Raw genomic sequence first — 22906 nt, forward strand, 5'->3', positions numbered from 1 at the left:
TTGGCGCTTATTCGAGATCGTCGAAGTCCCGACCCTTACGCATAAGATAGATATCCATGATCCATCCATGCCGGGCGCGGGCTTCGGCGCGGGTCGCAAGAATCCGCTCGCAAACGTCCGCCAGCCTGCCGGCGATGATGATTTCATCCTTGGTGCCGAGATAGGCGCCCCAATAGATATAGGCATCGGGATCGTCGATCTTGCTGAAGGCCTGCTCGCCATCGAGCATGACGACGGCCGTTTCGGCAATTCCGGGAAAGCTTTCGGCCAATCGCCGACCGGTGGTGATCTGAACCGGCTTGCCGACCAGATTGAGGGGGATGCGATGACTTGCTGTCAGCGCTTGGATGCTGGTGATGCCGGGAATAACGCTATAGTCGAGCGCAACATTGCCGCGGGCGACGACACGCTCGAGAATGCGGAGCGTGCTGTCATAAAGGCCGGGATCGCCCCAGACGAGGAAGGCAGCACTTTGGCTTTCCGTCAGATGTTCCAGAAACAGCCGCTCGTAGGTCGCGGAAATCGCGTCATGCCATTCATCGACGCTCCGCACATAGCTGCGGTCCGCCGTCTGGCGTGATGGCACGTCGTAATCCACGTAGCGGGTGGCTGGATTGGTGACGTAGCGCTGGCAGATCTCGCGCCTGACGTCGGCAAGCTCGCTCTTGGCCGCGCCCTTGCTGGGAATGAGGATGACATCGGCTGAGTTCAGCGCATTGATTGCCTGCACGGTCAGATGTTCGGGGTTTCCCGTGCCGATACCGACGATGTGAATATGCCGCATATGCTTTGCCTCGCTCTTCAGCGCTGTTTGCCGGAAGCGCCTGCTCATTTCAAGAGGAGGCTTCAAGCTGATTGCCGCTCAAGGGTCCAGCGGTTGGCCATATAGCTGCGCGGCGAGGTGCCGAGCATGCGGCGGAACATGGTGGTAAACGCCGCCACGCTCTCATAGCCTGCTTCGAGCGCGATGTTGGTGACGGGCTGGCCCTCCGCCAGTTGCGGCAGGCAGGCAAAGACGCTTGCCTGCTGGCGCCAGGTGGTGAAGCTGATGCCGGTTTCCTTGCGGAACTGCCTGGTGAACGTTCGGCGGCTTACCGAAAGCTTTTCGGCCCAATCATCCAGCCTGGCATTAGGCGATGGGTTGGAGAGATAGTTGCGGCAGAGCGCAGTCAATCGGCGGTCGGACGGGAAGGGCAGGCCGAGCGGACGCTCGGGCAACGTTGCGATTTCCTCGACCAGTAGCGACAGAACGAGCTTGGCCTTGCGATGGCTGACCGGCGCCTCCCGCAGCCGGATGGCTTCGAGCAGCAGGCTGCGGGCAAGATCGGTCACTTCGACGACACGCGGCGCTTCACCCTTCGGCGGCTGGCCGCGCGGCGTCACGTAGACGGATTTCATGCTGACGTCGCTCAGGATCTCAATCGAATGCTCCAGCCCGACGGGGATGAATAGGGCATGGCCGGGCGGCACCATCCAGCGGCCGCGCGCCGTCATAATCAGGGCGACGCCGGCGAAGATGCAAAGCAGCTGCGTGCGGCGGTGGTGATGCCAGGGAACCGTGTAGCCCTGCGGCGGCTCGGCGCTATGGACGAGCACGTCGGCTGGCGATTCCTCCATCCAACGCATGTTTCGCACATGGTCGTCGTCGAGGGTCGCCAGCAACTGTTTCGATAGCTTTTCCATTTTGGCCCAATCGAGAAACTATTGGACCAAAACACGAAAGAAGGACATTCGCAAGCCGTGCTAAAGGCGGATCAAGTCATATCGTCGGCAAGTCTCGCCGGCGCAGGAGGATTCCCCACATGGTTGCGGAAGTGGCGGGTACGCAGGCCCGATATCAAAAGACGACGATGTCGATCGTTATGGCGGTCAGCACCTGTCATCTGCTGAACGATACGATGCAATCGCTGCTGACGTCGCTCTATCCGATGTTCAGAGAGAATTATGCGCTCGATTTCGTGCAGATCGGCCTGTTGACGATGATGTTCCAGATTACCGCCTCGCTGCTGCAGCCAGTGGTCGGTATCGTGACCGACAAATGGCCGATGCCCTATTCGCTGCCCGTGGGCATGGTCAGCACCTTTGCAGGCCTGGTGCTGCTTGGCTATGCCGGCAGTTTCGGCGTGCTCCTGATCGCTGCAAGCCTGATCGGCTTCGGTTCGGCCGTCTTCCATCCGGAGGCTTCGCGCGTTGCACGTCTCGCTTCGGGCGGACGTCACGGGCTGGCGCAGTCGCTGTTTCAGCTCGGTGGTAACGCCGGCTCGGCGATCGGGCCGCTCATTGCCGCGTTCTTCGTCCTCCAGCATGGCCAGAAGAGCGTCGCCTGGCTTTCGGTGCTGGCCGTCATTGGCTTCATCGTTCTGAGCTGGGTCGGCAACTGGTTCATCAACCATCGCCGCCAGCAGTCGGCCCGCCCTGCACCGAGCCGCGCCTTGCCGATCGCGCGCAACAAGGCGATGTGGGCGCTTGCCATCCTCATCCTGCTGACGGCGACGAAGAACGTCTACATGGCGAGCATTTCGAGCTATTTCACCTTCTACGTCATCGACAAGTTCCATCTCGATGTCCGGGATGCGCAGCTGATGCTGTTTCTTTTCCTCGGCTCGGTCGCGGTCGGCACGATCATGGGCGGGCCGGTGGGCGACCGTTTTGGCGCGCGTTTCGTGATCTGGTTCTCGATCCTCGGCGTCATCCCGTTTGCGCTGCTGATGCCCTATGCGAACCTGTTCTGGACCTGCGTCCTGACCGTCGTCATCGGCCTCGTGCTTGCCTCGGCCTTCCCGGCGATCGTGGTCTTTGCGCAGGAGCTGATCCCTGGCCGCGTGGGACTGATCGGCGGCATCTTCTTCGGCTTTGCCTTCGGGGCGGGTGGACTGGGTGCGGCCTGGCTCGGCGATTTCGCCGATGCGCGTGGCATCCCTTTCGTCTATACGCTCTGCTCGTATCTGCCGTTGTTGGGATTATTCACGATCTTCCTGCCACGAATTCCGCGGCATTGATCGAAACCGGCGGGCGATCAGCCCCGCCGCTGTTCTTGAGCGCCCGCGTTGAGACCCCTTTGTCAGGCGTAGCGGCTGATCGCGAGGTCGGTCGCGTCGATATCAGGCTTGCGGCCACTGACGAGATCGCTGATGACGCGTGCCGAACCGGAACTCATGGTCCATCCAAGCGTGCCATGACCGGTATTGAGATAAAGCCCCTTGATCCTCGTCGGTCCGATGACCGGCGTGCCATCCGGCGTCATCGGCCGCAGGCCCGACCAGAACGAGGCCTTGGCGACATCGCCGCCGGGGAAGAGATCGGTCACGGAATGCTCTAGCGTCCGGCGCGGGGCAAGGCCGAGATCATTGGTATAGCCGGAGATTTCCGCCATGCCGCCGACGCGGATGCGGTCGCCGAGGCGAGTGATGGCGATCTTGTACGTTTCGTCCATGACGGTCGATTCCGGTGCGCGCGAGGCATCGGTGATCGGGATCGTCAGCGAATAGCCTTTGACCGGATAGACGGACAGGTTGATGCCGAGCGGTTTCAGCAGCAGCGGCGAATAGCTGCCGAGCGCGACAACGATCGCATCGGCATCCAGGCGTCCACGATTGGTCACCACGCCACGTACTTGGCTGCCCTCGATGTCGAGCCCCTTGATCGTCGTGCCGTACTGGAACCGGACGCCAAGCTCAATCGCTTTTGCAGCAAGCGCATTGGTGAATTTGAAGCAGTCGCCGGTCTCGTCCTTCGGTGTCAGCAGACCACCGACGATCTTGCCGCGGACATGCCGAAGGGCCGGTTCGACGCGAATACAGCCATCGGGATCAAGCACCTCATACGGAATGCCGTCGGCCGCAAGAGCCTTGACGTCCTTGGCGGATGCATCGAGCTGCGCTTGCGTGCGGAAGAGCTGGAGCGTGCCCTGCATACGCTCGTCATAGGCAATACCCGTCTCTTCGCGAAGCTCAGCGAGCGAAATGCGGCTGTAATCGGCAAGGCGCAGCATGCGGCTCTTGTTGATCGCGTAACGCTCCGACGTGCAGTTCGACAGCATCTTGACGAGCCATGAGAGCATGGCGCCATCGACCTTCGGGCGCAGGATGAGCGGCGCGTGGTGCATGAACAACCACTTGATCGCCTTCATGGGAATGCCGGGGGCCGCCCAGGGCGAGCAATAGCCGAAGGAAACCTCGCCGGCATTGGCGAAGCTCGTTTCCAGCGCCGGGCCCTGCTGCCGGTCGATGACCGTAACCTCGTGGCCCGCCTTGGCAAGCTGATAGGCTGACGTCACGCCGATGATGCCGGCACCCAGAACGACGACTTTCATGATGTCCTCAGAGACTTGAGAGATGGGAAGGTCAGCGATATTGACGGTGGAAGCGATGGCCGAGACTGGTCAGGATTTCATAGGAAATCAAGCCGGCGTCGCGCGCAAGATCATCCACGGTCTGATGATCTCCCAGAACTTCCACCATGCTGCCGAAAGAGAGAGCGCCTTCGGGCAAGGCGCTGATATCGATTGTCGTGCTGTCCATCGACACGCGGCCGACGATGGGCAGACGCACGCCGTCGTAATAGACGGCGCCGCGATCGCTGAGGCTGCGCGGCAAGCCGTCGGCGTAGCCGGCGGCGATCGTCGCGAGCCGGGTCTTGCCTTTCGTCACATGCACGCCGCCATAGCCGACCCGAGCGCCTTCCAAAACGGTCCGTGTCTGCACCACGGCAACTTCGAGCCGGACAACCGCTTCCATGGGGTTGGCAACGCCACTGGTGGGAGCGCCGCCATAAAGAGCGATGCCTGGCCGTGCCAGTACGCCATGGAAATCTCCGCCAAGAAAGATGCCGCCGGAATTGGCGAACGAAACATCGTATTGCGGAAACTCCGTTGCGACGCGACACATCTCGGCAAGCTGATCACCGTTTTGCCTGCTGTCGGTCTCATCTGCGGAGGCGAGGTGGCTCATGATGAACAGGATATCGACGTCGTCGGATGTCTGCAGATGAGCTGCCACGGCGCTTCTGTCCTCCGGCGGTATGCCGAGCCGCGACATGCCGGTATCGAATTGGAGAACCGCGGGGAGCCTGCGGTGAAGAGAGCGTGACATCTCCGACCACTGCCGCAACTGTTGGAGCGAATTGATCACAGGCACGATGCCGCCATCGGCGCAGGCAGCCTCATTGCCGGGTAAAAGGCCGTTCAGCACAAAAATAGTTGCATCGCCACGGAGTTGCGGACGCAGCCGTAGCGCTTCAATGAAGTGGGCGACGAAAAAGTGGCGGCAACCGCGCTCGTAGAGTGCTTTCGATACCTGATTGGCGCCAAGTCCGTAGGAATCCGCCTTGACGACGGCGGCGGCCCGCGCCGGTGCGACGATAGTGGATAGCTTGTCATAGTTCCGGCATAGCGCGGCCAGATCGATCGTCAGATAGCCACACGCTCCACTATCGATCGCCAATTTTGGCGCCAGAGAATCCACAATACCGTCGTCCATGTCCGCCCTCGTCGTTCAATATAAGATTATTGAAAGGATCGCGAAATTGCTTGCTAAACAGTGATTGATTATTGTTTAAATGCATTGATATTGAAAGGATCTGCGAATTTTTGAAAGAATCCACATGCCCGCTCTCGACGCCATCGACCGCAATATTCTCCGCTTGCTTCGCCTCGATGCCCGAGTCAGCAACGCCAAGCTGGCAAGCGAGGTGGGGCTGTCGCCATCGGCCTGCCTGCGGCGTATCAAATTGATGGAACAGGCGGGCGTGATCAGGGGCTATACGGCCCTGGTGGACACGTCCCAGGCAGAGGCATCGATCGCCGTCATCATCAACATCACGCTCGAGCGGCAAACGGAGGAGCATCTCGATCGTTTCGAGGCGGCGGTACGCAAACATCCCGAGATCAAGGAGTGCTTTTTGATGACGGGCGGCTCCGACTATCTGCTGCGCGTCGAGGTCGCCAATCCCGGCGACTTCGAACGCATCCATAAGGATATTCTGTCGACCATGCCGGGAGTGCTGCGAATCCATTCGAGCTTCTCGATCCGCAATGTGCTTGCGACGCGGCCGAAAGGACTGCGTTGAATCGACCGGGATTGAGCACCGGGTGCGGCGTTACTCTGCCTTGTCGTGAGCTTGATCCCAGCCGATCCCTGCGGCGGCATCCACCGCGCAGATCAAGCCGCTCGGCTCGTAACGGACTTGGACCTTGCCGCTCAATTCCGCCGCCAGCAGGTTTTCGATCAAGCGGGAGCCGAAGCCCTTGCGGGTCGGAGGCTTTACGATTGGCCCTCCCGATTCCTGCCAGCGCAGTTTGAGGTGATCCGTCCTGCCCGTTTCCAGTGACCACGTGATCGCAACACGGCCATCCGCCACCGAAAGCGCACCGTATTTGGCGGCATTCGTCGCAAGCTCATGCAGCGCAAGCGATATGGAAACGACAGCTCTCGGCGCGAGTTTGATTGCCGGTCCGGAAATTTCGAACCTGTCCTTCGGATAGGGGGATAGCGCCTGGGCAATGACGGCAGTCAATTCCGCCTGCTCCCATTGGCCGTGGATCAGCAGATCGTGGGCGCGTGCCATCGAGGACAGCCGCGCCTCGAATGTCTCGACGGATGCCTTGTCCACATCGTCCCGCCCGAGCGTTTGGCGCGCGATGGCCATCACGGTTGCGAGCACATTCTTGACGCGATGATTGAGCTCGCCCACCAGCACGGTCTGCAGGCGCTCGGCCTCCTTCTTGGCGCTGATGTCATGAGCAGTTTTGGACGCCCCCACGATTCTGCCATAGACGTCATAGATCGGGGAAACGCTAAGCAGAACATCGACAAGCGCGCCGTTCTTGTTGCGTCGCTTGGTTTCGTAAGGCTCTACCTTTTGGCCCGCACGAATCCGCGCCAGGATCGCCGGCTCTTCGTCGCTGCGGTCTTCCGGAACGAGCATCATCACGGATTGGCCGATGGCCTCTTCGGCCGATTGTCCGTAAAGCCTCTCAGCACCGCTATTCCAGCTTGTAATGATCATGTTGAGATCGATGCTGAGGATAGCGTCGTCCGATGAGGCGACAATCGCCGCGAGTTGCCGCTCTACTTCCTGTGCACGCTTGCGCTCGCTTATATCGGTGACGATCGCGGCAGCCTGCTGGATGCGTCCCGAACCGTCTTTCAAGGCGGAAACGCAGTTCGCGACCCAGACGAGGCTGCCATCCTTGCGAACATAGCGCTTTTCGATCTCGAAGCTTTCTCCCGTCGCCATCATCGCTTCGAACAGACGAGTATTCTCATGCAAATCGTCCGGATAGGTGATGTCGTATGTCTTCATGCCGAGGAGCTCGCTCTCGGAATAGCCTACAATTTCGCAGAAACGCTCATTCACCCGAACGAAACGGCCGTCGAGTTCGCACTGGGCAAACCCTGTCGTCGATTGCGAGATGACGGCGCGAAACAGCTCTTCACTTTCACGCAGCGCCTGTTCCGTTCGGACCCGTTCCGTCGTCTCGTTGACGATGCAGAATACACCCAACGCCTTGCCGTCCGTACCGCGGACGGGCGAATAGGAAATGTCGAAGTAAACCGTTTCTGGATAGTCGTAGCGCTCGATATAGAAGGGCCGGTCCTTGGCAACGACCGCCATGCCATCATGAAGGACGGAGCGAAGAAGCGGTTCGAGATCGCTCCAGAGTTCGGCCCAATTTTCCCGCGCAGGCCGTCCGAGCGCTCGCGGATGCTTGTCGCCTATGGTTCGCGCGTATGCATCGTTGTAGAGTGCGATAAAGTCCTCGCCCCAGAACATGACGATCTGTGCTTGGGCAGGGAGCATGAGGTCGACTGCAGCGGTAAGGCACATGGGCCACGCCGATCTGGGGCCAAGACTGGTGGCTGCCCAATCGTAGCTAGAGATAAGTGCAGCCATCTCGTTCGTTTGTCTCGACAGTTCCGGCACGATATTCAGGATGCATCCTCTCTTTGGCGACCGTAATCCGCACGGATTGCCCGGTTCGTCTTATGCTTGCGAGAATTCATAGCATATTATCCCTCACGAAGTGCAGAGAGAAAAACTGCTGATTTCAATGTATTTTAGCTGACATAAGCAGCGTTTCCGTCGTGACTATTTCCGATTGCTCGAGGTGGTGTTGCAAAGCCTCTCATCCGAGGCGAGCGCAATCCGCCCCTGGCTCCGAGTGAGTTGTCAGGTGTCCGGCCTTGCATGCATTTCGGCCGTCAGCCATCTTTCGAGCGCTAGGGCATCCGGCCTTCCGGCAATGTGCGGCGCGATCCAAAGCACCATGCGGCGCGGGCCGGGTAGAAAACCGAAAGGTGCCACCAGCCGCCCGGAAGCAAGTTGATCGAGCACGAGCATTTGCGGCACGACCGCCATACCGAGGCCGCATGCGGCGGCCTGGATCAGCAGATAGAAATGATCGAAGGCCGCCTGTGGTGTCAGACGCAGATCCGCCTGTCCGGCTATGGCCTGCCAGTCGCTCCAGGCTTGCGGTCGTGTCTGCGTGGAGAGGATCGCTGCATGTTCCATATCGTCGGGACGCGAAATGCCGGAGCGGTTCAGATATTCCGGCGAACAGACAGGACCGATGGCCTCGCCGCCGAGCTCCCGGATGATCGCATCCTTCGGCGGATCGATGACACTGGAGCGGATGGCGAGGCTGATCTTGTCTCGGACGAAGTCGACCTGATCGTAATTCATGTTGAACTGAAGGGCGATATGCGGGTGGCGCTCGTGAAACTGGCCGATGCGCGGAATGATCCAGCCCATCATGATCGAGGAAGAGCAGGAGAGCGTCAGCGGGCTTGGGCGGACGCGCTCGACGCTTGCCTGCATCAGGCCGAAAGCACTTGCCAGCCCTTCAGCAAGCCGCGAGCCTTCCGGCGTCGGCTCTGTCGAACGGGCGCGGCGGGTCACGAGGATGACGCCGAGCGTCTCCTCTAGCCCGCGAATGTGCCGGCTGATCGCACCATGCGTAACGCAGAGCTCGTCGGCAGCAAGCGTCATCGACCTGTGCCGCGCGGTTGCTTCGAATGCCTTCAGCGCATTCAAGGATGGAAGAGGGCCGCTCATTTTTTAGATTCTGCTATCCCGTGATGTGATTTTTCCTCACATGATAGGGAGATTAAATCGTTTGCTTGCGGCTTGTCCATCCCGCTAGAGATCAAGGTCATTCGAAGGCGCATGCGGCCGAAGGCAGGGACTGGAGGGGAAGTCGGAGTTTCCGTCCTGTCAGCGACGCAAGCGGATCGCTGCGTTGTCAAGATTTCAGCACGGGGGAGGGATTTTCATTGCAGCCCGCAAATCAGGAAATGTCACAGGTCGAGCGTTCGGCCATATCAAAGGTTTCGAAGCGGCTGGTGCCGTTCATCGCCTTGATGTTCTTCATTAACTTTCTTGACCGCACGGCGATTTCCTTCGCCGGGCCGAACGGCATGACGACGGATCTGGCGCTGACGGCGGCGCAGTTCGGCTTTGCCGCCGGCATCTTCTTTTTCGGTTACATCGTTCTCGAAATCCCGAGCAACCTCGCGCTTCACAGATACGGCGCGCGCCGCTGGCTTGCCCGCATCATGGTAAGCTGGGGCATTGTGGCGATCTTGTTCACCTGGGTATCGAGCGCGACGGAGCTCTATGTGCTGCGCTTCCTGCTGGGCGTTGCCGAAGCCGGCTTCTTCCCGGGGGCCATCCTGTTCTTGAGCATGTGGGTGCCGGCCAAGCATCGCAGCAAGATCCTGGCACTGTTCTACCTTGCCCAGCCGCTGACAACAGTCGTCGGAGCGCCCTTTGCGGCCACGCTGATCCAGATGCATGGCCTCTTCGGCCTCGAAGGCTGGCGTGTCATGTTCTTCGGCGTTGCCATTCCGGCTGTCATCGTCGGCATCATCACCTGGTTCTACCTCGCTGATCGCCCCGATGATGCGAAATGGCTGACCCAGGCCGAGAAGGATTGGCTGAACCGGGCGCTTGCCGGCGAGGAAAAGGCAAAGGCGGCGGCGCATGGCAAGATGACCGGCCTTGCCTTGACGGACGGCCGCGTCTGGTTGCTGTCGGTCATCTATTTCGGCCTGATCTACGGCCTCTATGCGCTGGCCTTCTTCCTGCCGACGATCATTGCCGGCTTCGAAACGAAATTTGGCACCAAGTTCGATGTCTTCGACAAGGGGCTGATTACCGCTATCCCCTACCTGCCTGCGGCTTTTGCCCTCTTCTTCTGGAGCCGCGATGCGTCCAGACGTGGTGTGCGGCCGTGGCACATCGGCATTCCGGCCTTGGTGGGCGCCTTCAGCATTCCGGCCGCGCTTTATATGGGCTCGCCTGAAGCGACGATCGTGATGATCACACTGACGGCTTGCGCGATCTTTTCCGCCCTGCCGAATTTCTGGGCCATTCCGTCGCGCTTCCTGACTGGGCCGGCGGCTGCCGCGGGCATAGCCCTGATCAACACGATCGGCAATATCGCAGGCTTTGCCGCACCCTATGTGACGGGTCTCGTCAAGGATGCGACCGGCCTCTATGAGCTGCCGATGTTTATCGTAGGCGCACTGATGCTGTTGTCGGCCCTGCTGGCCTTCTCTTTGAATGGACGGGTCCGCGAGCCGGAACTGGTTGCTTACGGCAGCAAAGGCTGAATTCGCCTAGCCTGAAGGACGGATGTGTTTGATGGCGACCGTGGAAATGGCCGCCATTATCTTTCGTCAGGCTGCCCTGAGCAGCATGCCGAAGAGATCGCGCGGATCGTCCGGGTCGGCGATGATGTCGAGCTTCTGGAAATAGTTCGTGCCCGCCAGCTTCTCGCGAACGTAGCGCAGGGCGGAGAAATCTTCGATCGCGAAGCCGACGCTGTCGAACAGCGTGATCTGCCGGTCGCTGCTGCGGCCGGGTGCCCGGCCGCTCACGACCTGCCAGAGTTCGGTGACCGGATAATCCGGATCCATCTGCTGGATTTCGCCTTCGATGCGGGTCTGCGGCGGATATTCGACGAAAGTGTCGGAGCGCAGCAGGATATCGCGGTGGAGCTCCGTCTTGCCGGGGCAATCGCCGCCGATGGCGTTGATGTGCACGCCGGCACCGACCATATTGTCCGTCAGAATGGTCGCGAATTGCTTGTCGGCCGTACAGGTCGTGATGATGTCGGCACCTTCGATGGCGGCCTGGGCCGAAGTGCAGTGCACGAGCTTCAAGCCGGTCTTTGCGAGATTGCGAACCGTCTTTTCCGTGGCTCTCGGATCAATGTCGTAAAGGCGGACTTCCTCGATGCCGAGGACGGCCTTCATCGCCAGCGCCTGGAATTCCGCCTGTGCGCCATTGCCGATCAAGGTGAGGCGGCGCGAATTGGCCGGCGCCAGATGTTTCGCCGCCATCGCCGAGGTTGCCGCAGTGCGCAGCGCCGTCAGCAGCGTCATTTCCGTTAGCAGCACGGGATAACCGGTCGAAACTTCCGCAAGCAAGCCGAAGGCGGTCACCGTCTGCAGGCCCTGCGCCATGTTCTTTGGATGGCCGTTTACATATTTGAAGCTGTAGACGGCGCCATCCGATGTCGGCATCAGCTCGATGACGCCGTCATGCGAATGGGAAGCGACGCGGGGCGTCTTGTCGAAGAGGTCCCAGCGGCGGAAATCCGCTTCGATGGCGTCGGTGAGTTCGATGAGCACGGTTTCGATGCCGATGTGATGGACGAGCCGCATCATGTTCTCGACGCTGACGAAGGGAATGAAAGCTCTTTCCGATGGGAGCGGTGCGGACATTCTCGTATCCTCGATGGAAATCATTTCCCATAGGGTATCAAGCGGATCGATTGACTGAAATCGCAAAACTGTGCCAGTTTTGGTATGGGTTTGCACAAATTACCCATAATTTTTGACGGATTGAACAAGATCAGGATCGTGCGATGACGCTCGCCAAATATATTCCCGATGATCTCGACCGGCGTATCATCGCTCATCTGCGCGCTGACGGGCGGGCTTCGCTCTCCAAACTGTCCGATGTCTTGGGCGTCGCGCGTGGTACGGTGCAGAACCGGCTGGATCGACTGATAGAGACCGGCACGCTGCTTGGCTTCACCGTAAGGGTTCGGGAAGATTATGAGGAGCAGACCGTGCATGCCGTCATGATGATCGAAGTCGTCGGGAAATCGACGACGCAGGTCATCCGTAAACTGCGCGGCCTTCCCGAAATATATTCGCTGCATACGACGAATGGCAATTGGGATCTGGTCGCCAATATCCGCGCGACCAGCTTGTCGGACTTTGATCGGGTCTTGCGCGAAGTGCGGATGATCGATGGCGTTGCGAACAGCGAGACAAGCCTTTTGCTGAGCAGCCTGTGAGAGGCATCGTTGGCGGATGTGGCCGATGCGAACCGCATACAGCCAGCCATCATGGATTCTCGCGCTGTCGAACGGAAGCGCAGACAGGCCGTGCCCCGCAGCTTGAAAACTCGCGGCTTGTTGTTATGATTTTCGTATGGAACTTGCTCTGCTTGCCCATGCCCTTGCCTGGATCGTGCTTGGTCTGATCGCCGTGACGACGGTCGTTCCGGTCGGGACGAGGTATCCGTTCATGGCGATGGCGAGTATCGATAGCGTCATCCCGTTCGGCCTTCTGGGGTTTTTGTTTGTCATGGCTTACCCGGAAGACCGCCGCATCATTGCTCTTGTGTGCATATTGGTTGCAGCTGCAAGCGAGTCGCTCGCGCTCATCCTGCCGCAGAAGTGCCTCAGGATCGAGCGCGCGATCTTGAAAGTGCTTGCTACGGTTTCGGGCCTGCTTTTGGGCGCATTATTTATGGAGTGCATGCTGCAGGCATCGTAATTTGCCGACAGCACCCAGCCCATTCGACCCCCCTTGCATCCTTTGCGCCTTCTCAAAGCGAATGAATGATCATATCTTCCATATACAACTAACGATCAGACGGCTTGCCGCTTTGGCTCTCCAGCCGATAGCGATGCCCAGGATAAACGAGGCGCGCTGTGGAGACAATGCCGCGCGCCGACCATGTGCGCCTCCAGATCGTCAGGCAGGGTTCGGTCTTCAGGATCGTCAGCAGCTTGCATTCCCAGGCTTGCGGCATGACGGCTTCGACGACATGTTCCGATCCGCTGAGCGGAGCAACGGCCGAGAGATAGGCGTTCGGCGTCATGTCGGTAAAATCCTGCTGCAGATAGTCGGGTGCGGCGTCCGGATGGACATGCCGGTCCTCGATCTGCACGGGCACGCCGTTCTCGCTATGCACGATCAGCGAATGGAAAACCGGCGATCCGATGTCGAGTTCCAACGCGTCGGCAATGTCGGGCGATGCGGCTTCCCGGGCGAGAACGACTACGCTTGCCTGATGGGAATGGCCGCGTTCGGCGATCTCCTCGGCGATGTTGCGGACCTCGAACAGGGCGGAGGCGCCCTTGCGCTCGGCGACGAAGGAGCCGACGCCCTGGATGCGAACGAGCTCGCCTTCATTGGCCAGTTCCCGCAGCGCACGATTGGCCGTCATTTTGCTGACGCCAAGTTCGACCACCAATTCGTTTTCGGAGGGAACGCGATATTTGGGCGGCCACTCGCCACTATGAATGCGGTCGAGTATCATCTGCTTGACGCCGGCATAGAGGGGCGCGGCGTCATTTTCCGCCAGTTCGCGTTTCATCTCGCCGGAACGTTTCATTGCCTATTTCCTTTGCACAGAGTGAATCTGCCTCGAAAACAACTTTCCCACTTGCATATCATAAATTATCACATATGGTACCCTATACAACCTCGCAATCAATCCTAAAAATTAATTGGGAAAGCGGGCAAGCCGGCGAAGATCGGTAGGAAATGCTGCAAGGCTTATTTCAACCTCAGAGGAGCTCTACACGATGAGATTCAGTGCAATTCTCTTGTCAGGCGTCGTGGCTGCCGCCGCTTTTGCCGCGCCGGCCTTCGCCAAGGACTGGAAGACGGCAACGATCACCCTGGAAGGTGCTTACGCGCCGTGGAACATGACGAACGCCGATGGTACGCTCGGCGGCTTCGAGCCGGAGCTTGCCAAGGTTCTGTGCGAACGCGCCAAGATCGATTGCAAGCTCGTCGCTTCCGACTGGGATGGCATGATCCCGGCGCTGAACGCCGGCAAGTTCGACGTCATCATGGATGCTCTGTCGATCACCGACGAGCGCAAGCAGGTCATCGGCTTCACCATTCCTTATGCTGCAACGCCTGCCGCTTTTGCGACCGCCAAGGACAGCCCCCTTGCCAATGCTGCCGGCACCGGCACCACGATCAAGATGACCCCCGGCCAGACCGGCGTTAAGGAAATCGACGTGTTGAAGGAAGCCTTCAAGGGCAAGACCATCGGCATCCAGGCCGCAACCGTCTATGCCAAGTTCGTCTATGACAATTTCGGCTCGATCGCCACGATCCGCGAATACAAGACCGGCGCCGACCGCGATCTCGACCTGCAGAACGGCCGCATCGATCTCGGCTTCGACGATGCCGTCTACTTCGCGAACGCTTTTGCCAGCGCGAATGATTCGCTCGCCTTCACCGGCCCGGAAATCGCCGGTTCCATCTGGGGCGAAGGCGAAGGCCTTGGCATCCGCAAGGCGGATACCGACCTGCGCGACAAGTTCAATGAGGCGATCAAGTCCGCGCTTGCCGACGGTACCATCAAGACCCTGTCGATGAAGTGGTTCAAGGTCGACGTCAGCCCGAATTGATGAGTACGTCTTTGGGCCGTTATCATCGGTCTCCGGCTTTGCGGCCGGAGACCCTATGGTATCCTGACGCCTAAAACTGCCACGGACAGGGATTGGATCTATGGCAAGCTTGCAATTGCTGGGCTTCGGCTCGAACGGGTGGGGCGCGCTGCTGCTTGTTGCCGCCTTGATGACGCTGGCCGTGACGGCGACCGCCTTGGCCATCGGCGCCGTCCTCGGCGCGGCCATTGCCTTCGCGAAGCTCTCGGGAAGCATGGTGTTGAAGACGCTCGGCAATATCTACACCACCGTTTTCCGCGGTGTGCCCGAACTTCTGATTATCTATCTGATCTATTTCGGCGGGTCGTCGGCGGTAACCTCCATCGGCAAATGGCTTGGCTATGAAGGCTTTCTCGGCCTGCCATCCTTTGCCGCCGGTGCTCTCGCTGTCGGCATCATTTCCGGCGCTTATCAGGCAGAGGTTTTCCGTGGAGCCTATCTCGCCATTTCCAAGGGCGAGCTTGAGGCGGCGTCCGCAATCGGCATGCATCGCGGTTTGCGTTTGCGTCGCATCATCATTCCGCAGGTCTTCCGCTTCGCCATTCCCGGGCTCGGCAATGTCTGGCAGCTCAGCCTCAAGGATTCCGCTTTGATCTCGGTCACGGGCCTTGCGGAATTGATGCGCACCAGTCAGGTGGCTGCCGGTTCCACCCGCCAGTATTTCCTTTTCTTCATAGCCGGCGGCATTCTCTATCTGGTCCTGACCAGCCTATCGGATCGCATCTTCAACAAGGCTGAACGTCGCGCCAATCGCAGCATGCCGGCTGCGACGATCGGCCAGGCTTGAGGAGGACGGTATGGATTTCGATTTCCTTTCGAGCACGATGGTCACACTGCTGAAGGCAGTGCCAATGACGCTGCTGCTGTTCTTCCTGTCGATCTTCTTTGGCGGCATTCTGGCGCTTGTCATCGTCGCCATGCGCGTCAGCGGCAATCCGATTCTCTCCGGTTTTGCCAAGGGCTATATTTTCGTGTTCCGCGGCTCGCCGCTGCTGATCCAGATGTTCCTGGTCTTCTACGGTTTGGCGCAATTTTCGATCATTCGCTACTCCTTCCTCTGGCCCTTCCTGCGCGAGCCGGTCGTCTGCGCGATCCTGTCGCTGGCGCTTTGCACCGCCGGCTATTCGGCCGAGATCTTCCGCGGCGGCATCCGTGCCGTTTCGCCGAAGGAGATCGAAGCCGCCCGTTCGATCGGCATGTCCGGCTTCCTGCTGGTGCGTCGCATCATCGCGCCGATCGCCTTCCGGCATGCGCTCCCGGCCTATTCGACCGAGATCGTGCTGATGATGAAGTCGACCGCGCTCGCGAGCCTCGTCACGGTCTGGGAGGTCACGGGCGTTGCGCAGCGGCTGATCTCGCAAACCTACCGCACGATGGAGGTCTTCATCTGCGCGGCGATCATCTACCTCGTGCTGAATTTCATCATTCTGCAGGCCATGGCCCTGCTGGAATATTCTCTGTCCCGCCATCGCCGTGCGATCCCGCCGGCGCTGAAGGCTTAAAGCTTACTGGAGCAGGCAAATCATGCCAGGTGTCACCCGACTTTCCGTCCGCAACATCCGCAAGAGCTTCGGTACTCACGAGGTCTTGCGCGGCATTTCCCTCGATGCACAGGATGGCGATGTGATTTCGCTGCTGGGCGCTTCCGGCTCGGGCAAATCGACCTTCCTTCGCTGCATCAACCTCCTCGAAATCGCCACGGATGGCGAGATCTGGGTGGATGGCGAGCAGATCCGCATGGTCCACAAGAATGGCAAGAGCTATCCGGCGAGCCATAAGCAGGTGGATCATATCCGCTCCGAACTCGGCATGGTCTTCCAGAGCTTCAATCTCTGGTCCCATATGACGATCCTGCAGAATGTGATCGAAGGTCCGGTTCATGTCCTGAAGCGTCCCCGCGCAGAATGCATCGCCGAGGCGGAAGTGCTGCTGGAAAAGGTCGGTATTGCCGACAAGCGCCATGCCTATCCCGCGCATCTCTCCGGCGGGCAGCAGCAGCGTGCGGCGATTGCCCGCGCGCTTGCCATGAAGCCGAAGCTCATGCTGTTCGACGAGCCGACTTCGGCGCTCGATCCCGAGCTTGTCGGCGAAGTGCTGCGCGTCATGCGCTCGCTTGCCGAAGAAGGCACGACGATGCTGGTCGTCACCCACGAGATGAGCTTTGCCCGCAACGTCTCCAACCGCGTCGTCTTCATGAAGGAAGGCCTCGTCGAAAGCACCGGCACGCCGGACGAGATGTTCGGCAGCGGCGCCTCGCCGGCCTTCCGTCAATTCATCGGCCATTTCGGAAATGGGCAATGACCGTCATCGTCGATAAGTCGCTATCCTGGCGCGACGTCGCTCGTGTTGGCGGCGGCGAGCCGCTGACCCTGTCCGACAAAGCCTGGAAGCGCGTTGAGCAGGCAAGCCGCATCGTCGAGCGTATCGTCGAAACGGGCGTGCGCGCCTATGGCGTCAACACCGGCGTCGGCGCGCTCTCCGATACGGTGGTCGATCGCGATTCCCAGAGCCGGCTCTCGCGCAACATCATCTTGAGCCATGCCTGCGGTGTCGGTCCGCTTCTGCCGGCGCGCGAGGTGCGCTCGATCATTGCGGCGCAGATCGCCAATTTCGCCCATGGTTATTCCGGTGTGCGGCCCGAGATCGTCAGGCATCTTGCTGCGTTTCTCGAATATGACTGCATTCCGGAAGTCCCGTCCAAAGGCTCTGCCGGCTATCTCACGCACAATGCCCATACGGCGCTTGTCGTGATCGGCGAGGGCAGGGCTGTCGTCAAAGGAAAGTCGATGAGCGGCGCCGATGCGCTTGCCGCAATCGGCTTGAGCCCGTTGGTGCTTGGCGCCAAGGAAGGTCTGAGCCTCGTTAACGGCACGGCATGCGCCACGGGATTGTCGGTGCTTGCAGTCTCGCGTGCCGAACGCCTGCTCGATTGGGCCGATGCCATCGCCGCGCTGACCCTGGAAGCCGTAGGCTGCCAGATGGCAGCTTTCGAGGAAAATGTGCTTGCGCTGCGTCCATCGGCCGGGATCGCCAAGGTCGGGCGCAGGCTTCGCAGCCGCTTGAATGGCAGCGGCCTTGTCGCTGCTGCCCTTGGGCGGCGGACGCAGGATGCTCTGAGTCTGAGATCGGTACCTCATGCCCATGGCGCAGCCTGGGATGTCTTCGAGCAGACGGCGCGCATTGTCGATCAGGAACTGGCTTCGGTCACCGATAATCCGGCCGTCTCGGGCACGCCGGAGGAGCCTATCGTCTCGTCCGAAGCCCATGCCGTTGCCCCCGCTCTCGGCCAGGCGGCCGATAGTTTGGGGATCGCGATCGCCCAAATTGCCGCGATGAGCGAGCGGCGGACGGATCGTCTCGTCAATCCCCTGGTCAGCGGCCTGCCGCCGTTCCTTGCGAGCGACGCCGGCAGCCATTCCGGCTTCATGATCGCGCAATACACGGCTGCCGCGCTGAGCAACGACAACCGGCGGCTCGCCGCGCCCGCATCGCTTGACGGCGGACTGACCTCCGGCCTGCAGGAGGATTTTCTGGCCCATCCGACAGCGGCGGCGAACAAGCTGCTCGCGATCCTCGATAACGCGGAATACATCCTGGCGATCGAACTGATGGCGGCGGCCCAGGCGCATGATTTTCTTACCTCGCACGGGACGCGGGCGCCAGGAACCGAGCGTATCTACGCGGCCGCCCGTTCCTGCGTGCCCATCTATGGCGATGACCGTCCGCTGAATGCGGATATGGAAGCCTTGCGGGCCATGATCGCCAAGATCGCGCCACCTGCGGAAGATGAAACTGGAGCATGAAATGACTGCGGAATTCGACCTTGCCGTTATTGGCCTCGGCGCAATGGGAAGTGCAGCCTTGTCTTTCGCCGCAGCGCGCGGTGCAAAGGCGATCGGGATCGAGGCACATTTTCCCGCCCATGCGCTCAGCTCCTCGCATGGCGACAGCCGCCTGATCCGCCTCGGCTACTTCGAAGATCCGTCCTATGTTCCGCTGCTGAAGCGTGCCTATCAAAACTGGCGCTCACTGGAGGCGCGGCTGCGGGCCGAAATCCTGACCGTCACGGGTGTTCTGCAGATTGGCACGCCCGACAGCAAGATCGTCAGCGGCACGCGCGCCTCCTGTGACATGCATGGATTGCCGCACGAGATACTCGATCGCGATGCCATGAAGCGGCGCTTTCCGGCTTTTGCGCTGGAAGAAGGGGAGGTCGGCGTGCTCGATCCGCAGGGCGGCTATGTCAGGCCTGAAGCAGCGATCATGGGCTATTTGAAGCTTGCGGCGGAAGATGGTGCCGTTTTGCATTTCGGCGAGCGCGTTGTCGTGATCGAGCCCGACGATACGGGCGTGACGGTCGTTTCCTCGACGGGACGATATCGCGCCCGCAAGGTGATCGTTGCAACAGGTGCATGGATTGCCGAACTCGTGCCACAGCTGAAGGCGCACGCACAGCCGATCCGCCAGGTGGTTGCCTGGTATCAGCCGAGGGACGGTTTTGTTGCTGAGCCGCAGCGCATGCCCTGCTTCCTGCGGGATGAAGGCGCCGAAGGCTCCTATTTCGGCTTTCCGGCCATTGGCATCGATGGTGTGAAAATCGGCCGCCATGCTCACTTCAGGGAGCCGATCGATCCCGCCATGCCCAATCCGCCGGTCAATGACGCCGACACCGATCTGCTCGACAGCTTCGCCCGCAAGCGCTTGCCGAATGCCGCGTCATATCGCGTGCGGGCGACGACCTGCCGCTATACAATGCTGCCGAGCGAAGATTTTCTCATCGATAAAGTGCCTGGACAGCCGAATGTGGTGGTCTCGTCAGCCTGTTCCGGCCACGGCTTCAAGTTTACGAGCGTGGTCGGCGAGATTCTCGCCGATCTGGCGCTCCAAGGCGGCAGCGCGCTGGCGACTGCTCTGTTCTCCTTCGAAAAGCACTTTGGCGGCCAACCCGCTTAGCCGCCAATTTCGCAGATGACCTAGCCGATCGTCATGCGTCGCAGGACATCCGATTTGAAATAGAAGTGTTGAACAAACGCTCCGAATATGTGCAGTACGACAGCGATCCAAAGCAGCGTCTTGATCGGCCCACCATGGACGAAGGCGGCTGTATCGATACCGAAATAGTAGGCTGCCATTCCCGATAGGGGCATTGCGAAGATCAGTGCATAAAGCAGGAAATGCGTGATGTTTGCGATGTAATGCAGAAATGCGGGCTGATTGTCGGGCAATGCTGGGACATCGGACACCAATCTCAGGCAAAGGCGCACGATAGCCAGCAGCAGGATCGCGATACCGGCATAGGCATGGATGTTGGCACTGGCGACATCGGCCGGTGTTGGCACCTGGCCATGCCGCACAAGACGCCGCCACGCGTTCATGCCATCGGGAAACAGGAGATTGAAAAAGATGAGAATGGCCATGAGCCAATGAAGAATGCGTTGCGGAGCAGAGTAGGTCGATCTGGCAGGCATCGGGTCTCCTTAAATTGGAATTGTTCTAAAGGTAGAACATGATTCTAACGAGAACCTGAATGCGAGCCTTCCAGCGTACTTCGTTCGGCATCCTCATATCCTGGCGCATACCTGGCGGTATCCTGAGGGCGCCAGCCTTCGCGTTCGGCTAGGGAGATGCCCGGAAGGCTGTTAAGCTCTTCCGGGGCTCCGGGCTTCCTCACATCAGCTGAGCACCGCGCGCGGTTCGAGAAATGATTCCAGGCCGAAGGCGCCGAATTCTCGGCCTATGCCCGATTGCTTGAAGCCGCCGAAGGGTGCAGTCGGTTCATGCGGCGCGCCATTGATGACGACGCGGCCCGCTTCGATGCGATCCGCCATCCGCTTTGCCCTGTCGACATCGGCGGAGAAGATGTAGGCCTGCAAGCCATAGACGGTGTCATTGGCGATCTCGAGTGCATGCGTGTCATCGCGATAAGGGATGACACAGAGTATCGGTCCGAAAATCTCTTCGCGAGCGATCCTCATGTCGTTATTGACGCGGGAGAAGATGGTTGGACGAACGAACCAGCCGCGATCGACCCCTTCCGGCCGCCCTTCACCACCCGCGAGCAGCCACGCGCCTTCTTCCTGGCCGAGACGGATATAGGACTGCACGCGATCCCATTGTTTCCGGCTGACCATGGGGCCGATCCTGACGGCGGGATCGCTTGCATCGCCCACCTTGAGTGTCGCAACCGCTTGAGCAAGACGATCGTGGATTTCCGCCAGCCGGCCTTCGGGCGCGAGAATGCGTGTGCCGGCGATGCACGCCTGGCCGCTATTGGCAAATCCGGCTGCCAAGACCTGCGGGATGACAAGATCGAGATCGGCATCGTCGAGAATGATGTTTGGGCTCTTGCCGCCAAGCTCAAGCGTCACGCGCTTAAAGGTCGCCGACGCCGCCTGAAGGATCGCCCGTCCCGTCACCGTCGAGCCGGTGAAGCTGATCTTTGCGATATCGTGGTGGCTGCTGAGAGCGGCGCCTACCACATGGCCGTAGCCGTTGACGATGTTGAAAATCCCATTCGGCAGGCCGGCCGCATGCAGGCACTCGGTGAGGAGCTGCGTCTGGATCGCACTCATCTCGGAGGGCTTGATGACCATGGTCGCGCCTGCCGCGATGGCTGTGGCCAGCTTGTTGCAGATGAAGCCATAATTGCTGTTCCAGGGCGTGATCGCGGCTGCAACGCCGGCCGGGCGCATCTCTATTTCCGCATGGCCGATACGGCGGCGAAATTCATAGGTTTCGAGTGTCTTGGCCATGTTGAGGAATGCCGTGGCGGCATGTGGCACCGAAAAACCGATGAAGGATGCCGGCGCGCCATATTCCTCGCGCATGGCGTCGGTGAGGTCTGAGGCTCTGGCCGCAACCGCGTCGTGCAGGCTGTGCAGCATGGCGACGCGCTCGGCCTTCGAGCTTTGCGACTGGCTCGCAAATGCTGCCTTGGCAGCGCTGACGGCATTGTCGACATCCTGCTCGTCGCCAAGGCATACGGTGCCGATCTGCTCTTCCGTGGCCGGGTTGAAAAGAGGTGCTTCCTCTTTGCCATGGGGCCGAACGAAGCTGCCATTGATGTAAATCGTATCTATCGCGCGCATGAGCGTCTCCTTCATCTTCACGGCAGAGGTAAGATGCGCTATCTGTTCGGTCTAGTAGGACAAAGTGGGACAGGCTGATAAGGAAAATCGCGCAATGAAGGCCAGTCTGACGGAGCTTGAAGCGATCGCTGCGGTTGCCCGCCATGGCGGTTTTCGCGCGGCCGCCCGCGAACTCGGCATGTCCTCCTCGGCGCTCAGCCACGCGGTCGCAACACTGGAGGAGCGCCTGTCCGTACGGATATTCAACAGGACGACGCGCAGTGTCACGCTATCGGATGCCGGCGAGCGCTTCGTGGCGGAAGTGGCGCCGGCGCTCGTGGCAATCGACAGGGCGATCGAAAATGCAGGCCTATCTTCCGGTACGATATCAGGTACGCTTCGTCTCAATATGGCGCCCGGCGCAGCGCGCATACTACTGACGCCGCTTATTCTCGAATATGGCCGGCGCTATCCCGATGTCGAAATCGAGATCGTCACCGATAACGCCTTGGTCGATGTCATCGGCAAGGGCTTTGACGCCGGCATCCGGCTTGCCGAGGCAGTTCCGACCGATATGGTCGCAATCCCGATTATTCCGACGCTGCGCTCGCTGGTCGTCGGCTCACCTGCCTATTTCAGCAACAGGCCATACCCGCTTGTTCCGGGCGATCTCCTGCGACATCGCTGCATCCGTGCTCGCATGGCGAGCGGCAAGCTTTATCGCTGGGAGTTCGAGCGGCACGGCCAGTCCATCCTTGTCGATGCACCGGGAAGCCTCACCCTCGATGCTTCCGACCTGATGTTAAGCGCTGCGCTCGAGGGGGCGGGGCTGGCCTATATCAGCGAAGCCTCCGTTGCCGGGCACATAGCGGCGGGCAATCTGATCGCGGTGCTGGAGGATTGGAGCCCACCCTATCCGGGGCTCAGCCTGTATTTCGCCGAGCGCCGCCAGATGCCGGCCCGATTGCGGGCCTTGATTGATCTGATCCGCGAGCACAATGCGTCCCGCTGAACGTCGGTGAAAGATTAAGTTTCAGACATGAATCTCCATAGCGCTTGAGTGGCGCCATATCGAGATGTAGCCATATCGCCTGAGATATCGTCGAGATGATTGCTTGGAAGGTGAGCG

General features: G+C 60.0%; 22 protein-coding genes. 12 read left to right on the forward strand and 10 right to left on the reverse strand.

Annotated elements, in window-relative coordinates; all coding sequences use genetic code 11:
• Nucleotides 1–7 precede the first annotated feature (7 nt).
• On the reverse strand, nt 8–784 hold the full coding sequence (gene cobF, locus AC13QY_RS02350) for a precorrin-6A synthase (deacetylating) (protein ID WP_113389412.1): 777 nt from the start codon (nt 782–784) through the stop codon (nt 8–10).
• 62 nt (nt 785–846) lie between these two features.
• Nucleotides 847–1683, reverse strand: coding sequence for an AraC family transcriptional regulator (locus AC13QY_RS02355; RefSeq protein WP_113389340.1), 837 nt, complete (start codon nt 1681–1683; stop codon nt 847–849).
• A gap of 119 nt (nt 1684–1802) precedes the next feature.
• Here AC13QY_RS02355 and AC13QY_RS02360 point away from each other — a divergent pair, with 119 nt between their 5' ends.
• A complete protein-coding gene (locus AC13QY_RS02360; protein WP_113350599.1) occupies nt 1803–2999 on the forward strand; it encodes an MFS transporter in 1197 nt (398 codons plus the stop codon).
• Nucleotides 3000–3061: 62 nt separating this feature from the next.
• Here the strand turns inward: AC13QY_RS02360 and AC13QY_RS02365 are convergent, their stop codons facing one another.
• Nucleotides 3062–4312: a D-amino acid dehydrogenase gene (locus AC13QY_RS02365; RefSeq protein ID WP_488492707.1), complete on the reverse strand. Its 1251-nt coding sequence runs from the start codon at nt 4310–4312 to the stop codon at nt 3062–3064.
• Between the two features lie 31 nt (nt 4313–4343).
• Nucleotides 4344–5477, reverse strand: a complete 1134-nt coding sequence (gene alr / locus AC13QY_RS02370) for an alanine racemase (protein WP_488492708.1) — start codon at nt 5475–5477, stop codon at nt 4344–4346.
• A 124-nt stretch (nt 5478–5601) separates the two neighbouring features.
• Between alr and AC13QY_RS02375 the strand changes: the two genes are divergently transcribed.
• A complete protein-coding gene (locus AC13QY_RS02375; protein ID WP_069610343.1) occupies nt 5602–6066 on the forward strand; it encodes an Lrp/AsnC family transcriptional regulator in 465 nt (154 codons plus the stop codon).
• Between the two features lie 30 nt (nt 6067–6096).
• Here the strand turns inward: AC13QY_RS02375 and AC13QY_RS02380 are convergent, their stop codons facing one another.
• Together AC13QY_RS02380 and AC13QY_RS02385 are read right to left on the reverse strand one after the other, a co-directional pair.
• Nucleotides 6097–7893 carry a PAS domain-containing sensor histidine kinase gene (locus AC13QY_RS02380; protein WP_113350596.1) on the reverse strand — a complete coding sequence of 599 codons (1797 nt, stop codon included), beginning with the start codon at nt 7891–7893 and terminating at the stop codon, nt 6097–6099.
• Nucleotides 7894–8169: 276 nt separating this feature from the next.
• Nucleotides 8170–9054 carry a LysR substrate-binding domain-containing protein gene (locus AC13QY_RS02385; RefSeq protein ID WP_113350595.1) on the reverse strand — a complete coding sequence of 295 codons (885 nt, stop codon included), beginning with the start codon at nt 9052–9054 and terminating at the stop codon, nt 8170–8172.
• Nucleotides 9055–9293: 239 nt separating this feature from the next.
• Between AC13QY_RS02385 and AC13QY_RS02390 the strand changes: the two genes are divergently transcribed.
• Nucleotides 9294–10613: an MFS transporter gene (locus AC13QY_RS02390; protein WP_113350594.1), complete on the forward strand. Its 1320-nt coding sequence runs from the start codon at nt 9294–9296 to the stop codon at nt 10611–10613.
• A gap of 66 nt (nt 10614–10679) precedes the next feature.
• On the opposite strand, the gene ocd is transcribed toward AC13QY_RS02390, so the two are convergent.
• Entirely contained in the window at nt 10680–11729 is a 1050-nt protein-coding gene (gene ocd, locus AC13QY_RS02395) for an ornithine cyclodeaminase (RefSeq protein ID WP_113351037.1), read from the reverse strand.
• A 143-nt stretch (nt 11730–11872) separates the two neighbouring features.
• Between ocd and AC13QY_RS02400 the strand changes: the two genes are divergently transcribed.
• The gene (locus AC13QY_RS02400) at nt 11873–12310 is read left to right on the forward strand and encodes an Lrp/AsnC family transcriptional regulator (RefSeq protein WP_015343394.1); all 438 of its coding nucleotides are present in this window, start codon (nt 11873–11875) and stop codon (nt 12308–12310) included.
• Between the two features lie 136 nt (nt 12311–12446).
• The gene (locus AC13QY_RS02405; protein ID WP_113350593.1) at nt 12447–12794 is read left to right on the forward strand and encodes a hypothetical protein; all 348 of its coding nucleotides are present in this window, start codon (nt 12447–12449) and stop codon (nt 12792–12794) included.
• 88 nt (nt 12795–12882) lie between these two features.
• Here AC13QY_RS02405 and hutC read toward each other — a convergent pair whose 3' ends face one another.
• Complete coding sequence (gene hutC / locus AC13QY_RS02410) at nt 12883–13638, reverse strand: histidine utilization transcriptional repressor HutC (protein ID WP_069610348.1); 756 nt, start codon at nt 13636–13638, stop codon at nt 12883–12885.
• A 193-nt stretch (nt 13639–13831) separates the two neighbouring features.
• Here hutC and AC13QY_RS02415 point away from each other — a divergent pair, with 193 nt between their 5' ends.
• The 6 genes from AC13QY_RS02415 (at nt 13832) to solA (ending at nt 19663) form a co-directional block, all read left to right on the forward strand.
• Nucleotides 13832–14671, forward strand: a complete 840-nt coding sequence (locus AC13QY_RS02415; RefSeq protein ID WP_113350592.1) for a transporter substrate-binding domain-containing protein — start codon at nt 13832–13834, stop codon at nt 14669–14671.
• Nucleotides 14672–14771: 100 nt separating this feature from the next.
• Complete coding sequence (locus AC13QY_RS02420; RefSeq protein WP_113329653.1) at nt 14772–15497, forward strand: ABC transporter permease; 726 nt, start codon at nt 14772–14774, stop codon at nt 15495–15497.
• 10 nt (nt 15498–15507) lie between these two features.
• Entirely contained in the window at nt 15508–16212 is a 705-nt protein-coding gene (locus AC13QY_RS02425) for an ABC transporter permease (protein WP_113329654.1), read from the forward strand.
• 22 nt (nt 16213–16234) lie between these two features.
• Nucleotides 16235–17011: an ABC transporter ATP-binding protein gene (locus AC13QY_RS02430; RefSeq protein WP_113329655.1), complete on the forward strand. Its 777-nt coding sequence runs from the start codon at nt 16235–16237 to the stop codon at nt 17009–17011.
• Complete coding sequence (locus AC13QY_RS02435; RefSeq protein ID WP_488492709.1) at nt 17008–18513, forward strand: HAL/PAL/TAL family ammonia-lyase; 1506 nt, start codon at nt 17008–17010, stop codon at nt 18511–18513. The genes AC13QY_RS02430 and AC13QY_RS02435 overlap by 4 nt, the downstream gene beginning before the upstream one ends.
• Nucleotide 18514: 1 nt before the next feature.
• Nucleotides 18515–19663: an N-methyl-L-tryptophan oxidase gene (gene solA, locus AC13QY_RS02440; protein ID WP_488492710.1), complete on the forward strand. Its 1149-nt coding sequence runs from the start codon at nt 18515–18517 to the stop codon at nt 19661–19663.
• Nucleotides 19664–19683: 20 nt separating this feature from the next.
• Here the strand turns inward: solA and AC13QY_RS02445 are convergent, their stop codons facing one another.
• Nucleotides 19684–20178 (reverse strand): cytochrome b, encoded by a 495-nt coding sequence (locus AC13QY_RS02445; RefSeq protein ID WP_069610354.1) that lies wholly within the window; start codon nt 20176–20178, stop codon nt 19684–19686.
• 204 nt (nt 20179–20382) lie between these two features.
• A complete protein-coding gene (locus AC13QY_RS02450) occupies nt 20383–21798 on the reverse strand; it encodes an aldehyde dehydrogenase family protein (protein ID WP_488492711.1) in 1416 nt (471 codons plus the stop codon).
• A gap of 94 nt (nt 21799–21892) precedes the next feature.
• On the opposite strand from AC13QY_RS02450, the gene AC13QY_RS02455 reads away from it, so the two are divergent.
• Entirely contained in the window at nt 21893–22789 is an 897-nt protein-coding gene (locus tag AC13QY_RS02455) for a LysR family transcriptional regulator (protein WP_488492712.1), read from the forward strand.
• Nucleotides 22790–22906: the final 117 nt, after the last annotated feature.

This window comes from Martinezella sp. CNPSo 3795 (genome assembly GCF_057784475.1).

Excerpts from the sequence above, each read along its gene's own strand:
- AC13QY_RS02420 (WP_113329653.1), top strand. The coding sequence starts at position 14,772 with ATGGCAAGCTTGCAATTGCTGGGCTTCGGCTCGAACGGGTGGGGCGCG.
- AC13QY_RS02425 (WP_113329654.1), top strand. The coding sequence starts at position 15,508 with ATGGATTTCGATTTCCTTTCGAGCACGATGGTCACACTGCTGAAGGCA.
- AC13QY_RS02445 (WP_069610354.1), bottom strand. The coding sequence starts at position 20,178 with ATGCCTGCCAGATCGACCTACTCTGCTCCGCAACGCATTCTTCATTGG.
- AC13QY_RS02375 (WP_069610343.1), top strand. The coding sequence starts at position 5,602 with ATGCCCGCTCTCGACGCCATCGACCGCAATATTCTCCGCTTGCTTCGC.
- AC13QY_RS02355 (WP_113389340.1), bottom strand. The coding sequence starts at position 1,683 with ATGGAAAAGCTATCGAAACAGTTGCTGGCGACCCTCGACGACGACCAT.
- ocd (WP_113351037.1), bottom strand. The coding sequence starts at position 11,729 with ATGTCCGCACCGCTCCCATCGGAAAGAGCTTTCATTCCCTTCGTCAGC.
- AC13QY_RS02435 (WP_488492709.1), top strand. The coding sequence starts at position 17,008 with ATGACCGTCATCGTCGATAAGTCGCTATCCTGGCGCGACGTCGCTCGT.
- AC13QY_RS02405 (WP_113350593.1), top strand. The coding sequence starts at position 12,447 with ATGGAACTTGCTCTGCTTGCCCATGCCCTTGCCTGGATCGTGCTTGGT.
- cobF (WP_113389412.1), bottom strand. The coding sequence starts at position 784 with ATGCGGCATATTCACATCGTCGGTATCGGCACGGGAAACCCCGAACAT.
- AC13QY_RS02455 (WP_488492712.1), top strand. The coding sequence starts at position 21,893 with ATGAAGGCCAGTCTGACGGAGCTTGAAGCGATCGCTGCGGTTGCCCGC.
- AC13QY_RS02450 (WP_488492711.1), bottom strand. The coding sequence starts at position 21,798 with ATGCGCGCGATAGATACGATTTACATCAATGGCAGCTTCGTTCGGCCC.
- AC13QY_RS02360 (WP_113350599.1), top strand. The coding sequence starts at position 1,803 with ATGGTTGCGGAAGTGGCGGGTACGCAGGCCCGATATCAAAAGACGACG.
- AC13QY_RS02430 (WP_113329655.1), top strand. The coding sequence starts at position 16,235 with ATGCCAGGTGTCACCCGACTTTCCGTCCGCAACATCCGCAAGAGCTTC.
- AC13QY_RS02390 (WP_113350594.1), top strand. The coding sequence starts at position 9,294 with ATGTCACAGGTCGAGCGTTCGGCCATATCAAAGGTTTCGAAGCGGCTG.
- hutC (WP_069610348.1), bottom strand. The coding sequence starts at position 13,638 with ATGAAACGTTCCGGCGAGATGAAACGCGAACTGGCGGAAAATGACGCC.
- AC13QY_RS02415 (WP_113350592.1), top strand. The coding sequence starts at position 13,832 with ATGAGATTCAGTGCAATTCTCTTGTCAGGCGTCGTGGCTGCCGCCGCT.
- alr (WP_488492708.1), bottom strand. The coding sequence starts at position 5,477 with ATGGACGACGGTATTGTGGATTCTCTGGCGCCAAAATTGGCGATCGAT.
- AC13QY_RS02385 (WP_113350595.1), bottom strand. The coding sequence starts at position 9,054 with ATGAGCGGCCCTCTTCCATCCTTGAATGCGCTGAAGGCATTCGAAGCA.
- AC13QY_RS02365 (WP_488492707.1), bottom strand. The coding sequence starts at position 4,312 with ATGAAAGTCGTCGTTCTGGGTGCCGGCATCATCGGCGTGACGTCAGCC.
- AC13QY_RS02380 (WP_113350596.1), bottom strand. The coding sequence starts at position 7,893 with ATGGCTGCACTTATCTCTAGCTACGATTGGGCAGCCACCAGTCTTGGC.
- AC13QY_RS02400 (WP_015343394.1), top strand. The coding sequence starts at position 11,873 with ATGACGCTCGCCAAATATATTCCCGATGATCTCGACCGGCGTATCATC.
- solA (WP_488492710.1), top strand. The coding sequence starts at position 18,515 with ATGACTGCGGAATTCGACCTTGCCGTTATTGGCCTCGGCGCAATGGGA.